This is a genomic window from Corynebacterium zhongnanshanii (genome assembly GCF_014490575.1).
GTDB classification, from domain to species: Bacteria; Actinomycetota; Actinomycetes; order Mycobacteriales; family Mycobacteriaceae; genus Corynebacterium; species Corynebacterium zhongnanshanii.
On the sequence record NZ_CP061033.1, the window covers coordinates 1363526 to 1378031 of the forward strand.

General features: G+C 61.0%; 9 protein-coding genes and 1 tRNA gene. 2 read left to right on the forward strand and 8 right to left on the reverse strand.

Annotated features, from left to right (window positions below):
- Positions 1-5 precede the first annotated feature (5 nt).
- Positions 6-659, forward strand: coding sequence for a DedA family protein (locus tag IAU67_RS06115; protein ID WP_151841817.1), 654 nt, complete (start codon positions 6-8; stop codon positions 657-659).
- A 45-nt stretch (positions 660-704) separates the two neighbouring features.
- Here the strand turns inward: IAU67_RS06115 and thrB are convergent, their stop codons facing one another.
- The 4 genes from thrB to argS all read right to left on the reverse strand — a co-directional run bounded on the left by thrB (position 705) and on the right by argS (position 6200).
- Complete coding sequence (thrB, locus tag IAU67_RS06120; protein ID WP_151841818.1) at positions 705-1631, reverse strand: homoserine kinase; 927 nt, start codon at positions 1629-1631, stop codon at positions 705-707.
- Positions 1632-1636: 5 nt separating this feature from the next.
- A complete protein-coding gene (locus tag IAU67_RS06125; protein WP_151841819.1) occupies positions 1637-2971 on the reverse strand; it encodes a homoserine dehydrogenase in 1335 nt (444 codons plus the stop codon).
- A 107-nt stretch (positions 2972-3078) separates the two neighbouring features.
- Entirely contained in the window at positions 3079-4476 is a 1398-nt protein-coding gene (gene lysA, locus IAU67_RS06130) for a diaminopimelate decarboxylase (protein WP_151841820.1), read from the reverse strand.
- A gap of 71 nt (positions 4477-4547) precedes the next feature.
- Positions 4548-6200 (reverse strand): arginine--tRNA ligase, encoded by a 1653-nt coding sequence (gene argS, locus IAU67_RS06135; protein WP_151841821.1) that lies wholly within the window; start codon positions 6198-6200, stop codon positions 4548-4550.
- Positions 6201-6260: 60 nt separating this feature from the next.
- Here argS and IAU67_RS06140 point away from each other — a divergent pair.
- Positions 6261-6333: transfer RNA gene (locus IAU67_RS06140), tRNA-Arg, on the forward strand.
- Positions 6334-6387: 54 nt separating this feature from the next.
- Here the strand turns inward: IAU67_RS06140 and IAU67_RS06145 are convergent.
- The 4 genes from IAU67_RS06145 to IAU67_RS06160 form a co-directional block, all read right to left on the reverse strand.
- Entirely contained in the window at positions 6388-9228 is a 2841-nt protein-coding gene (locus tag IAU67_RS06145; protein WP_151841822.1) for an AAA family ATPase, read from the reverse strand.
- Positions 9225-10421 carry a metallophosphoesterase family protein gene (locus tag IAU67_RS06150; RefSeq protein ID WP_225723458.1) on the reverse strand — a complete coding sequence of 399 codons (1197 nt, stop codon included), beginning with the start codon at positions 10419-10421 and terminating at the stop codon, positions 9225-9227. The genes IAU67_RS06145 and IAU67_RS06150 overlap by 4 nt, the downstream gene beginning before the upstream one ends.
- Positions 10418-11308 carry a hypothetical protein gene (locus tag IAU67_RS06155; RefSeq protein WP_151841823.1) on the reverse strand — a complete coding sequence of 297 codons (891 nt, stop codon included), beginning with the start codon at positions 11306-11308 and terminating at the stop codon, positions 10418-10420. Before IAU67_RS06155 ends, IAU67_RS06150 begins: the two co-directional genes overlap by 4 nt.
- 61 nt (positions 11309-11369) lie before the next feature.
- Complete coding sequence (locus IAU67_RS06160; RefSeq protein WP_151841824.1) at positions 11370-14441, reverse strand: DEAD/DEAH box helicase; 3072 nt, start codon at positions 14439-14441, stop codon at positions 11370-11372.
- Between the last annotated feature and the right edge of the window lie 65 nt (positions 14442-14506).

Below are 14506 nucleotides of genomic sequence, written 5' to 3' on the forward strand. Positions count from 1 at the left end.
GTTCCATGAGTGAAACTGTGATGGCACTGGGGCCTGAATGGGCAGATCCCATGGTGCTTCTGAGCGGATCAGGCCCTTTCGGCGATGCCATTCTTGCCGCGATGGCACTTATCGTGTTCATCGAATCCGGGCTGCTGTTCCCCTTCCTGCCCGGTGATTCCCTCCTCTTCACCGCGGGGCTGCTCGCCCGGCAGCCGGACCCCTTCGCACCGCTGTGGCTCATCATGGTGGTAGCCCCCATTGCCGCGTTTCTCGGCGACCAGGTGGGCTACATGATCGGACACAAACTGAACCCGTACCTAGAGCAACGTCCCGACGGAAAGATCTTCAAGCGGGAGTACGTCACGCAGACGGAGGACTTCTTCGACAAGCACGGCCCCATCACCGTGATTCTATGCCGCTTCGTTCCCATCGTCCGCACCTATGCCCCGCTGGTCGCCGGCATGGCGGGCATGCATTACCGCACATTCGTGGCGTACAACGCCATCGGTGCTGTCTTGTGGGGCGCCGGCGTGGTGGGGCTCGGCGCCCTGTTGGGAGAGATTGACTTCGTCAAGAACAATATTGAAGCAATCTTCCTGGTCATCGTGCTCGCCTCCGTCGTGCCTGCACTGTATGGCGTGATCCTTAAATGGTTCAAGAAGGAGAAGAAGGCCTAGTCCGGAAGGACGATGAAGGCCTAGCCCGAAACGGGCGATGAAGGCCTAGCCCGAAACGGATACTTCCACGGGGCCCGCCACCTCTAACTCGAGGACGCGCATACCGCGCTGGCGGGCCTCTTCCAGCAGTTCCGAGGCCACCGGCTTGGTGTCCAGCACCATCACGGTCGGGCCGGCTCCGGACAAAAACGCAGGATAGCCCAGGTTGCGCAGGCGGTTGATCCACTCCGCGGTTACGGGCAGCACTTCCGCACGATACGTCTGGTGCATACGGTCGCGCGTTCCCTCAAGCAGCAGCGACGGGTCATCACGCAGAGCCACGGTCATGACGGCGGTCCTGGAGACGTTGAACCGGGCGTCGAGGTGAGAAATGTCGCTCGGCAGCACCCGGCGCACGGCTTCGGTGGACGCGTGGAAGTCAGGGACCAGGGCGGTGACCACGATGTCCGGGTGCACGTTAATCGGCGCGGCGAAGTACTGCGGCGCGGTGCGGCCGTCGATCGGCACATTCGTCCAGCTGACTACGCCGGAGCCCAGGATGGATGCCGCGGCGTTATCCGGATGCCCCTCAAACGTGGAAGCGATCTGGACCATCTGCTGATCGGACAGGGTGTTGCCCGCCAGCGCATTCGCCGCAGCTACACCGGCCACCGCAGCAGACGCCGAAGAACCCAGGCCACGAGACTGAGGAATGCTGTTCTGGCAACGCACCTTCAGCCCCCGCACGCTCACGTCCGCGACCTTCAACGCCTCGCGTATCGCGCGCACCACCAGGTGGCGTTCATCCAGCGGAACCTCGCCGGCTCCCTCGCCGGTGACCTCCACCTCCAGGCCAGAGTCGATGACCTCCACCACCACGTGATCGTAGAGCCCCACCGCCAGGCCCAGGGTGTCGAACCCAGGGCCAAGATTGGCCGAGGACGCGGGAACCTTCACCGTCGCGGTGCGACCAACCGGAATCTCCGTGCTCACTGTGATTAACCCTCCATGCGGATGACGGACCGGACAGCCTTCACACTCTCCAGCTGCTTGAAACGCTCCACCGTGGCCTCCAGGTCCGCCTCCTTGGCGTGGTGAGTGATGACCACCAGTCGAGCGCCTTCCTCCAGGCCCTCCTGGCGCACCGCGCGGATGGATACTCCCTGCTCAGAGAACACGTTGGACACCTCGGCCAGCACGCCCACCTTGTCGTCCACGTGCATGTCCACGTGGTAGCGGGTCAGCACATCGCCGAAGTCAGCGATGGGCAGACGCGCGTAGGTGGACTCGCCGGGTCCCCGGCCGCCGTGAACGATGTTGCGGGAAACTGCCACCACATCGCCCAATACTGCCGACGCCGTCGGTGCGCCTCCCGCACCATTGCCGTAGAACATCAGCCGTCCTGCCGATTCTGCCTCTACGAACACGGCGTTGTAGGACTCGTTGACGCTCGCCAGCGGGTGGGAGGTTGGGACCAGCGCGGGGTAGACGCGGGCGGACACGGACTCCTGGCCCTGCTCGTCCACCAGACGCTCACAGATAGCGAGCAGCTTGATGGTGGAGTTGGCGGCCTTGGCTGCCTCAATGTCCTCCACCGTGATGGTGCGGATGCCTTCCGTGTGCACGTCGTCGGCGGTCACGCGGGTGTGGAACGCAAGGGACGCCAAGATGGCGGCCTTGGATGCCGCGTCGTAGCCGTCCACATCCGCGGAGGGGTCGGCCTCCGCGTAGCCCAGAGCGGTGGCCTCGGCCAGCATCTCCTCGTAAGAGGCGCCGCGGCTGTACATCGCGTCCAAGATGAAGTTGGTGGTGCCGTTGACCACACCAATGACGGTATCGACCTTGTCACCAGCCAGGGACCGGCGCAGCGGTCCCACCACAGGGATGGCCGCGGCCACAGCGGCCTCGAAGAACAGGTCCACGCCCTGAGCCTCAGCAGCCTCGGACAGCTCCTCGGAATGCGCGGCGATCAGAGCCTTGTTGGCCGTCACCACAGCCTTTCCTGCGCGCAGAGCGGCCAGAACCACCTGGCGTGGATAGTCAATACCACCGATGACCTCCACCACCAGATCAATGTCCTCGCGCTTGACCAACGACAGCGCGTCGTCGGTCAACAAGTCCTTCGACACACCGGGACGCGGCTTCGACAAATCGGATACGGCAATACCGCGGACCTCGAGGTTTCCGCCGATGCGAGCAGCAAATTCATCCTTGCGCTCCTCCAACAGACGGAGCACCTCCGTGCCGACGGTGCCCATGCCCAGAACAGCTACGCCAACGGTCGCGCCGGCGCCCTTGCCTGGCTTGAAGGTGGAAGTGGTTGTATCGGTCATGTTTCATCCTTGGGGGTTGTTAATGGAACTGCTTAAAGTGTAGGCCATTGCACGCACACACGCGCGCCCGGGATCGAACTGTTCTACTCGATGCTTAGAATCGATGATTAGAACACATCCAAGCTTAAGATGTCCTCCAGCGTCTCCCGGCGAACCATCACGCGCGCCTGCCCATCTTTAATGGCAATGATCGGCGGGCGCAGCATCATGTTGTAACGCGAGGCCATGGAATAGCAATAGGCGCCGGTGGCGCCAACCATGATCAAATCGCCCACCTGCACATCATCGGGAACCTGGGCGTCGTTAATAAGGATATCCCCGGACTCACAGTGCGATCCCACGATGCGAGTGGGGATCACACGGCCAGAGACCTCGCGGTTGACCACGCGGAAATCATATTCGGCCTGGTAAAGCGCGGGGCGGATATTGTCGCTCATACCGCCATCCACGGAGATGTAGCGGCGAGACAGCTTGGTGTTGACCGGCACGTCCTTCACGGTGCCCACGCGATAAAGGGTCACCATCGACGGACCAGCGATCGCGCGGCCGGGCTCCACGTTCAAATTCGGGTATGGAACACCGGCCTCCTTCGCAGCCTCGGCCACCTTGTTCTTCAGGTCCTCGGCAACCACCGCCACATTCAACGGCTCCTGATCCGCGGTGTAGGCAATGCCGTAACCGCCGCCCAGGTCCAGGGTGTCCAGGGACGCGGTGGCGTCGGCGGGCAGCTCATCCAGCAGCTGGGACCAGAATCCCAGCAGGCGCTCGGCCGCCAGCGCAAAACCGGAGGCTTCGAACACCTGGGAACCCACGTGGCAGTGCAAGCCGCGCAGGCGCAGCCCCGGCGCCGCGGCCGTCCGCACGGCAGCGTCGTGCGCCACCCCGGCGGCCAAGGAGAATCCGAACTTCTGATCCTCATGGCTGGTGGCGATGAACTCGTGGGTGTCCACGTGCACGCCAGGGGTCACGCGGATCAGCACATCCTGCGTGCGCTGGTGCTGCTGCGCCAACGCAGAGAGCCGGTCGATCTCCTGAAGGGAATCCACCACGATCAACTCCGCGCCGCTGGTGATCGCCAGAGAGAGGAACTCATCCGACTTGTTGTTGCCGTGCACCGTGATGCGGTCGGCGGGGAACTCCGCGGCCAAGGCCAGCGCCAACTCACCCTGGGACGCCACGTCCAACGCCAGGCCTTCTTCCTTCACCCAGCGAGCAATCTCGCGGGTGAGCAGGGCCTTAGACGCGTAGTGCACGCGCTCTCCACCGTCGAACGCCTCGGCGAGTGCGCGGCATCGGCCGCGGAAATCATCCTCGTTGATTACGAAGGCACTGGTGCCGTACTCCTCGGCGATGTCCGTCAGGTCCACGCCCGCGATGGACACGGACCCCTGCGGGGTGCGCACGGTGTCCACGGGGTAGACCGCCTCAGGAATGCGGTTGAACTCCGCAGCTGAGGAAATCTTCTGCTTCAGGGGTTCAGAGTGCAAGTGAGTTTCAGGATCCATAGGACGTCCATTGCTTTCTACATACGATTTTCTACCGACGTTGTTCTACATGCTTGTGCTACATGCGTGGTCTACATGCGCTCTGGTGCAGTCACGCCCACCAATGTCAGCGCGTTGGCAAGGGTCTGGCGGGTCGCTGCGGCCAGGGCCAGGCGAGCGCCCGTGATGGGGGTCGCCTCTTCGTCGGACTTCGGCAGGATCTGGCACGCATCGTAGAAACGGTGGAACGTGCCCGCCAGCTGCTCTGCGTAACGCGCCACGCGGTGCGGTTCGCGCAGCTCAGCGGCGGACTGAACGACCTCCGGGAACTCGCCCAAGGTGCGAATCAAATCTCCCTCACGCTCGTGGGTCAGCAGCGACAAATCTGCGTCGTCATATCCGACGCCCAGCTCACTCGCCTTCCGGGCAATCGAACACAGGCGAGCGTGCCCGTATTGCACATAGAACACTGGGTTATCGCTGGACTGGGATGCCCACAGATCCATGTCGATATCCAGGGTGGAGTCCACGGAGCTGCGGATCAGCGAGTAGCGGGCGGCGTCCACGCCGATCATTTCCACCAGGTCATCCAGCGTGATGACGGTTCCTGCGCGCTTGGACATGCGCACGGCCTTACCGTCCTTGACCAGGTTCACCATCTGGCCGATGAGGACCTCCACCTGGTTGGCGTCGTAACCCAGTGCGGCGGCAGCGGCCTTCAGGCGCGCGATGTAGCCGTGGTGGTCCGCGCCCAGCATGTAGATGCACAGGTCGTGGCCACGTTCGATCTTGTTGGCGATGTAGGCGATGTCACCGGCGATGTAGGCGGCGTCGCCATCAGACTTGATGACCACGCGGTCCTTGTCGTCGCCGAAGTTGGTGGAGCGCAGCCACCAGGCACCGTCTTGTTCATAGAGGTTGCCGTTGCCCTTCAGGGTGTCCACGGCCTTGTCCACGGCGCCGGATTCGAACAGGGAGTTTTCGTGGAAGTAGACATCAAATTCCGTGCCGAACTCCGCGAGGGTGCGCTTGATGTGCGCGAACATGAGCTCCACGCCTTCGGCGCGGAACAGTTCCAGCATGTCCTCGTCACCCAGGGTGTTCCACTCGGGGTGTGCCGTGGTGACCTGCTGGGCGATGTCCTGGATGTAGTCGCCGCCGTAGCCGTCCTCAGGCGTGGGGTTGCTTTGGGCTGCCGCGAGAAGGGACTTGGCGAAGCGATTGATCTGCGCGCCGTGGTCGTTGAAGTAGTACTCGCGTGTGACTTTGGCGCCGCGGGCGCTGAGCACCCGGCCCAGGGAATCGCCGACGGCTGCCCAGCGGGTTCCGCCGAGGTGGATGGGGCCGGTGGGGTTGGCGGAGACGAATTCCAGGTTAATGGTGCTGCCGGCGAAGTCATCTCCGTGTCCGAAGGTGTCCCCTGCCTTCAAGATCTCTTCCACAATTTTGCCTTGGGCTGCGGCTGCCAGGCGGATGTTGATGAAGCCGGGGCCTGCTACGGAGGCTTCGGTGATTCCGTCGTTGCCACTCAAGTCCTCGACGAGCCACGTGGCCAGTTCGCGTGGGTTCGTGCCGGCCTTTTTCGCGACCTGCATGGCGATGTTGGTGGCGTAGTCACCGTGCTCGGGGTTGCGGGGGCGTTCCACGGTTGCGGCGTGGGGAACAACGGAGCTGTCCAGATCGTGGCTGTTCAGGACCGCGCGGGTGGTTTCGGTGATGAGATTTGAGAGTTCAGCTGGAGTCACGGTTATCAACAATATCAGTCATGCTAGACTGTCTTCTCGTAGCCATACAGTTGGTTGCTTGCCCTCGTAGCTCAGGGGATAGAGCACTGGTTTCCGGTACCAGGGGTCGGACGTTCGAATCGTCTCGGGGGCACACTTTTTATCAGGGTGTGCGCGCACCATGCAGGTGCGTGCACACCCCTTGTTTTTACTCCCCGTGCGCTGCGACGGCGGATCGGTCACTTTTCGCCTGGTCGATGCTGATGGTGTATGCCCCGGCCACCGACGAGAACCTGCGTGCATCACAGGTGGTCACGATGATCTGGTGCTCCTTGCCCATCAGGGCCAGCACCGCGTTCATGTTCTCTGTGCGGAACTCATCGGTGTATCCCAGCGTGTCATCCAGGAAGATGGGGACGGACTCTCCCCTACCCATGAGGCTTGCGGCGGCAAGCCTGTAGAGCATGGCGATCTGTTCCGTGGCACCTCCCGACAGCTGATCGAGGGCTATTCCCTCCCCATTCATGATTCTCTTGGTCACAGACAGGTCCTGCCCCAACTCGAAGGTCACGCCTGTACCAAAGATTCGTTTGGCCAGTGAAGTGAACTCGTCCAGGAACGGGGCCTGGTACTGAACCATCACGTCCTCGTAGGCCTGGTCGAACAGCTCCACCAGTAGGTTGGCTGCCTCGGCTTGGCTTTCGGCTGAATGCACGGACTGTCGCAGGTGTTCATAGCGCGCTTCCGCTTCCTGAACGTCTTCCGCGGTTCCACCCGCGCTGTCGATTTCGTGGCGTGCGATGTCGATAGAGCGCTCTTCCTCGCGCTCTCGACGGTCCACGTCGCGCAGCGCCTGACGTTTGCCGTTGACCTTGGACGCCAGCATCTCTGGCGAGTCCACCCCGTCCACGGAGGACTCTACCTGTTGCTTGTTCTGTACAGCTGTGTCCAGGGCAGCGCTCGCTTCCGCAATGCGCGCCTCCAGGTCATCATCGCTCAGTGCCTCCCGTGCGGCGGCAAGATCCTGAGTGCGCAATTCCAGGGCGCTACGCACGGTGGCATACTCGCTTTCTGCCTTCGACTGTGCGGCCTCGCACCGCTCCACAGCGCTGTTGTCCGCCCGCTCTGCGTCATCAATGCGCTCACGAAGATCCTTGATCCACTGCTCATCGAAGAACTCACGGGAGCGAAGCTCCTCCAGGTTCAGATCTGGAGACTCCGCCTGGTGAGCATAGTTGTCGTGCTCTAGGCTAAGCATGCGCTCAGCGGTCGCAACCGTGTCGTGCGCCTGGCGGTGTTGCGCCTCCAGTTCCTCAAGCTCCTGTTGGCGCTGTGCCAGGGATGCTGATCCTAGAAGCTCACGTAGATCCCCCATCACCTCATCCAGCTGCGCGGTAAGCGCAGCTCGCCGTGTAGCGCTCTGCCTCACCTCCTCGACCACGCGCGCACATGCTTCGCCAGAGGTAAGTGGCTCCTCCAGGTGGATTCCCGCTTTCTTGAGGCTGGCCACCAACCGATCGTGAGCAAAGTGAACGCTCTCCTCCAGGTCTTCGGCGTGGCCAGCCGGCGCGACGGTGACACGGTAGTCGCCCAGGGTGAAGGTTCTCCGCGAACCTACGGTGATGTCCACTCCATCATCGCCGAGGGGCCAGTCACGATCGCCGTCGCCGACTGTCGCTCCCGCTGGGCCCTCGATGTGGACGGTCGTGGCGGCGGCGTCCCGGCGTGCGGTGCTCACTGTGAAGTCATGCGCCCTCTCCTGGATCTCGGACAGGATGTCCGAGGCCACAGGAAGCTCGTCAATGCGCTGTGTCAGTTCAATGCGCTGACGATCAAGGGATGTCGCTGCGTCTACCTTCTGCGCCACGTCATCGCGCCGCTGGGCACACCGGGTTGCATCGGTTCGTGCCCGCAAGAGTTCTCGCAAGGCTTGGGCCACGTTCAACTCCACGCGGATGCTTTTCAAGGAGCTGCGTTGCGCTTCCCGTGCACGCTTCTCTGCGTCCGTGGCCTTGGTGGCCTCCTGCAGCTTCACGTCCAGTGCTGCAAGTGCGCGGGTATGGGAGTCAATCTCCTCGACCAACGCACGGCGTTTGTTCTGGACAGATCGGGCTTCATCGACCGCAGACTGCGCCGCAGTGACCTGTTCTGCAGCCTGCGCCAATTCTCGTTCTTTGCTCTGTGCCTGCTCCAGCAACTGTTCCAGTTCCTGGAGACGCTGCGTCAGCTTCTGTTTCTCTTCAGCAAGATTCTTGAGCGATAGCGTTGCTCGCTGAATGGTCTCCGCGTGCCGTTGAGCTTCACTCATGCGTTCACGAGCGGTGTGCAATGCCTGTTCTGCCTCGGCGAGCTCGTCGACGTGAGCTTTAAAAGCCTTCGTGTACGTGTTGGTCGATTTCGGTGTGAAGTATTTTCCCCGAACTTCGCGCGCACGATCAATGAGTTGTTGGGTGTCAGCGTCCATCGCCACATCAGCCACGGAAGGTGCGGCAGCTTCCTCGGTAGTGCTCGCACGGCCGATAGCCTGGCTCAGGCTGTTGTGCTTAAACAACTCCTCGATGCGCAAAATGTCGCCCTGCTTCACGCTCATGGAACTGCGCAAGGATTCATCGGAATAGGAGGACAGAATCGTTTGAAAGCGATTAATGGCCTCCACTCCCGTCACGTTCTCAACGTGGGGTGCATCCACCCGGAGTTCCGCCTTGGATTTCTTGCCGGCGAACACCCGGCGATAGGTGAGGTGATAGGGGCCGATCTGCAGTGTGGCTTGCACATCGGGCTGCTCGTCCCGAGATACGGGTCTTAAGGCCTTCACGTCGGCCTTTTGTGATGTCAGCGCGCTGCCCGCCAAGAGTTGGTGGAAGGCCTCGATAATGGTTGACTTTCCTGTTTCGTTATCGCCATGAATAACGGTCACGCCGGTGGCCTGCGGACGGACGATGAGGTGGTCAATGGCCTTTACATTCTTCAGCTGGATTTCCTCCACGCGCAAGGCCGGGTGAAGTCCGCTAGTTCTATCCTTTTCGGGCTGGTCGACAGAGGGGTTCATCGCTCCGTCACCTTCATTTCTTGGGAGAGCTTGTACAGCAGGTTCAGCGCGTCGCTGGCTCGCGTGTCTCCTGCGTCGATCAATTCCGCCAGGCGGTGTGCCACGGTTCCTGCGATGCCGTCACCGAAGGCCTCTCCGCTCAGCTCCTCGTCGCTGGGGCGGGTGTAGAGGGACCACGTTCTGGTGCGGCGATACAGGGCTGCAAACTTGGGCGCCGTCTGTTCTGCCATGGAATCCAGCCAGGCGTAGGTATCCACATCCACCACTCCCGACAGTGAATATTTCACCGAGGTCTGGGCCTTATTGGGGAGGGCTTTTAATGTTTCGATGAAACGTTCAGCGTCCTGCCTATTGTTGACCTCTGCACTGAGCGCCTGAAACGCCCACTGGCCGATGGTGATCTCTCGGACTGCGACGTCTGCTGGGTGGGATGGATCCTCCACGGTGATGTCCACGATCAGTGCTTTGCCTGAATTGGACTCTCCGCCACCATCGGACTCTCGGTAGTCCGTCACCTCGGGCGAGCCGGAGTACCAGATCACACCATCCTGGTCGAGCTGCATTGCGGAGTGGGTATCACCGAGGGCGATGTAGTCCACCACACGGCGCCGGTAGGCCTCCTCGGCTCGCGCAATGTCGATGTGCTCGGGCTCTGGAGTTCCGAAGGCAATGGCCGCACCATGGCCCACCAGAACCGTGATGGTGGAATCTTGAGGTGCTGTGAGAGTATCCAACGCCTGACCCACCAAGTCCACATTCACATGGCGGGAACGCATGGGTGCTCCCACGATCCGGGCGGCTCCCTCCCCCAAGCGCTCCAGCTGAATCGGCGTGGAGTCAACCAGTACCGTCACATTCTTGAGCTGTTGGATCCCGTCGGTGCGATAGATGCTGGCGGCGTCCAAAGGATCGTGGTTGCCCGGAAGGAGAAACACGGGCAGCTCTGCGTCCTCCAGGATGTCCAGCGCACGCTGGTACACCTCGGGCTTGAGGAAGTTGTTATCAAAGACATCCCCTGCCACAACCACCGCATCGCACTGTTGCGCCTCGGCTTCGGCGAGAACTCTTTTCACAGCGACCAGGCGGTCATAGGTGTATCGGGGGCGTGCTTCCTCACCCAAGAAACTGGGCGACATGCCCAATTGCCAATCTGAGGTGTGCAGGATGCGGAGGTGGTTGGCGTGTGTGCTCACAAGTCATCCCTTTCTTCGTTGTCTGGGTCATTTATCTCATACACCTCAGACATCCGAGCTGAATAATCGAACAAAGGTTCTGCGTTTTCTAAGGTTTCATAGCAGCGGTCGATCTGATACGAGGCATCCAACTGGTCAATGTGCGTCCACGTCACGGACTCTAACGCCGCCATCAAATGTTCCCGCTCGCCCAGTTCCATCCCCTCTTCCACGTCAGGTGGATCCCAGCTCACTGCCGTGGAGCCTCTCCCCCAAAAAGCTCGGGGATCCACCATCTGTTCCGGCTGCGGATCCTCCAGAAGCCGGGGCTTCGAGGGACCTTCCGACGGTCCCCACAGAGCTTCTCCGCTCGCCAAGGCGTCCTTGAATGGTTGGGGATCAATGCCACGCAGGTGCAGCAGCTCTAACGGGCTCTCCTCCAACTCCCGTGCAAAACGCATCGCCACAGCCACAATATGTTTGCAGACAGGCATGCGATCCGGGCAGTCGCAGTGGCGCCCTGCAATCGCGCTCAACAAGGGCGTGGTCAGAATCGACGGCGGACGCCCCACCATGTACTCATGCAACACCTTCGGCGAGCTTCCGAGCAGCGTCGCCACGGCATCTTTCGTGTCCTCATCCATCGGATTGAGGGTCATCGTCACCTCAAAGGGCTCGAGCTGACTGCCCTTCACCCAACCCACCAGGTGATCGGTCGACCAGGCCACAAAGAGAACATGTCCTGCGCGGAAATAGTCCCGACCTCGCGTCACCCTTCCATGATCCGCCCCCTCGAGCGCCAGGTCCATAAAAGTAGTGGAGGCCCAATTGCCGCCAGAGCGTGGAACGGCGGGGCGGCGGATCTCAGCCTGCTGTTCGGCGCGTCGGCGCGCTCCAAAATCTGCCATCACTACCGTGTCATCGATCCGCTTGCGGCCTCGGCGACCCCGGCCATAGGAATTCGTTGGCCTAGTGACCACTGTCCTCACCTCCACGCTTGAACCGATGTAACGGTTCGTCCGAGCCTGTACGAAGGGTCCACAATTCGGACAGCTCGGCGTCGGATAAATCGGCAATCCATCCTTCCCCGGCCCCGACCACGGTGCTGGCCAGCTCGCGTTTGCCCATGATCAGATCGTTGATGCGCTCATCCAGCGTTCCCTGAGCCACGAGTTTGTACACAGTCACGTCCTTATTTTGCCCGATGCGGTAAGCGCGATCGGTCGCCTGATCCTCCACCGCGGGGTTCCACCAGCGGTCGATGTGAATGACCACACTAGCCTCCGTCAAGGTAATTCCCGTGCCGCCGGCTTTCACGGACAGCACCATGAATTGCGGCCCATCGGGGGATTGAAAATCCTCCACCATCCGCGCACGCTGCGCTCTGGTTAATCCGCCATGAAGCATAGGAATCTTCATGCCGAAATGCTGTTCCATCTCCGGAATGAGCAGTGATCCGAACGTGGGAAACTGAGTGAACAACAATGCCTTTCTGCCATCGGTCCGAGCCTGCTCAAGAATCTCAAAAATCCGTTCCACGCGATGAGAGCGATGCTTTCCATCTTTCAAGATTCCCGATCCATCCTGGGTGAAATGCACCGGATGATTGCAAATTTGTTTAATCCGCACCAACGCCCCCAAAATCATCGCACGCCGACCCGTTGTTCCGCGATGCATGTCCTCTTCCAACCGGCTGATATACGCCTCGTACAGAGCCGCTTGTTCAGCGGTGAGCGCAATGGTCTCCACAATTTCCTGCTTCGGCGGTAGATCCAGCCCCACCTCTTCATCCGTTTTCAACCGTCGCAAAATAAACGGCTGCACCAGGTTTCTTAACCGCGCCGTGGCGTCGGGATCCTGATAGCGCTCAATGGGGATCGCCAAACGATTCTGAAAAGCCGGAGCACTGCCCAAAATCCCAGGATTCGCAAAATCCATCAGCGCATAAAGGTCCGCCAGTTTATTTTCCACGGGAGTTCCCGACAGAGCGATATGGTGATACGCATCAATACTGCGCACCGCGCGCGACTGTTTCGTGTTCGGATTCTTAATAGCCTGCGCCTCATCGGCCACAACCCTGCCCCACCTCTGCCCGCGATAGCGTTCAGGGTTGCGCGCCACGCGGCCATAGGTGGTGAGCACAATATCCGGCGCTTCTTCAGGCGCCTGCTCATACATTGCAAGCGACTCCGGCGCCCGAGGCCCATGATCGACCAAAATCTTCAGGCTGGGAACGTGCGTACGCGCCTCACTCACCCAGGCGTTCAGCACCGAGGTTGGCGCAATGACCAACGTGGTGACGGACGCCTGTCCTTCCTCCGCCCGATGCGCTTTTTCCCACGCCACGAGCGCCAAGATCTGCAGCGTCTTCCCCAAACCCATGTCATCAGCCAAGATGGCCCCAAGGTTATGCTGCAACATCCAGGCCAACCACTTCACGCCCCTGAGCTGATGCTCACGCAGGGGTGTCACGACCGTCTCCGGTAGCTCGATATTCTGGGGCGGCTCCACCCGGTTGTCGTGGGTGAGCAGCTGATCCACCCATCCGTCCGTGATCACCGTGAATTCGTGTTCGTCCTCGCGATCGTCCTGGGATGCCGCGTTGGCCTCCAGCACATCGCGTACTGTCACCGCCGCCAGGTCTTGCTGTCCGCTGCGTTCCTTCGCCGATTCCTTCAGTACATCCATCCACTGCCGAGCGCGCCGCAAGGTTGTCTGGTCAAGGTGAACATATTTCCCATTGATCTTCACAATGGACGACGCCGAGTTCACCATCTCTCGGGCAACCCGTTCATCCACAGCCTGACCGTTGAGGGAGATGCTGACGCTGAAGTTCATGAGCTGATCCAGCCCCAGCTTGCCGCTGCCGGGCCCATCCCCCACTGCGGTGGTGCGAATACGTACCGACGGCCGCTGCGCGATCCACTCCCGAGGGATCATCACGTTGATCCCTCGGGACTTGAGTTCTGCCGCGCGAGTATCCAGCAGCTCCGCCACCTGGTCAAGAGTGAGCCCAATGGCAACCATGCGATCACGCAACGGATCCCCCGTCACAATGTCCGGTCCGGGGATCCACCAACCGGGTTGTGCCCACACGTACACCGCATCTAGGGCTGGCCGCAGCTCGGGCCAGGCTTTCACCAGATCGTCCACGAATCTGGCGACCATGGTTCGGGTCTGCTCAGGCGTCTCCGCCGCGACCAGCGGCGTGACTGGGCCACCGTTGGTGGACAGCGCGAAGCCCAGCCGCCAGTGCCGTTTCTCCATGTTTTCTACGGTGTCCTGCGGCGAGGACAGCATGAGCGTGAGCTCGGTGGCTTTCCGTGCAGCAGAACGGCGCCACTCAGCCAGAGCCTCCATGGTCCTGGAGCTCACGCGGGACGATTCAGTTCCCGTGGCGAGTGCCTCCACAAACTCAACGCTTAAGTCCTCGTGCAACCCCTGGGCACGGCCGAGATGTTCCACAGCAATCCAGTGGATAAAATCATCCAGCACAGCGTGAACATCGGTGCCGTTGCGTGACAAGACTCCGGGCAGCACGCGCTCAAAGCGTTCTATCACGCGGTGATGGTCACCGGCGGCAGAGACCACCCAGCGCGGATACCACGTCCGCTCCACCAAGTCCGTCCGAAACATGATGCGTCCCGAGCGCACGAGAGAATCGGCGAAGGCAAAAAGGTCGCACAGATACAGTATTTCTGGAGATAGACCTATCTCCTCGGGCGTTTTCCCCTCAGATTCGGTAGCCGCTGTATTGATATAGGAACACAGTGCCGTCATCAGCGCCACGCTTTCCTGTGGCGTGAAGGCCAGCGTGGGAACCTGGATCTCCACAATCCGACCCTTCGGCGAGGCCAGGGTATGCATACCCCTGCGGCGCATGGGACGGGAAATGACCAGTTCAAAGAGCTCGTGGGGCAGGCTCGTCCGGTCCAGTGTGCGCGGATCAAGCACCACGGAGTGGCCGTCTACTTGCTCTACCCACACGTGAATGCCACCGGAGGCCGGTGCGAAGGCATGAACGAGGTGGGTGTAACTCATACCTGAAAGTTCTACCAGTCCCCTCCTACATGACTCACATCACAAAAGACTCAAAATAGAACACA

Bases quoted from the DNA above. Each gene is read 5' to 3' on its own strand.
- IAU67_RS06115 (WP_151841817.1), top strand. From the start codon at position 6: ATGAGTGAAACTGTGATGGCACTGGGGCCTGAATGGGCAGATCCCATG.
- lysA (WP_151841820.1), bottom strand. From the start codon at position 4,476: ATGGATCCTGAAACTCACTTGCACTCTGAACCCCTGAAGCAGAAGATT.
- IAU67_RS06160 (WP_151841824.1), bottom strand. From the start codon at position 14,441: ATGAGTTACACCCACCTCGTTCATGCCTTCGCACCGGCCTCCGGTGGC.
- IAU67_RS06145 (WP_151841822.1), bottom strand. From the start codon at position 9,228: ATGAACCCCTCTGTCGACCAGCCCGAAAAGGATAGAACTAGCGGACTT.
- IAU67_RS06125 (WP_151841819.1), bottom strand. From the start codon at position 2,971: ATGACCGATACAACCACTTCCACCTTCAAGCCAGGCAAGGGCGCCGGC.
- IAU67_RS06155 (WP_151841823.1), bottom strand. From the start codon at position 11,308: ATGGCAGATTTTGGAGCGCGCCGACGCGCCGAACAGCAGGCTGAGATC.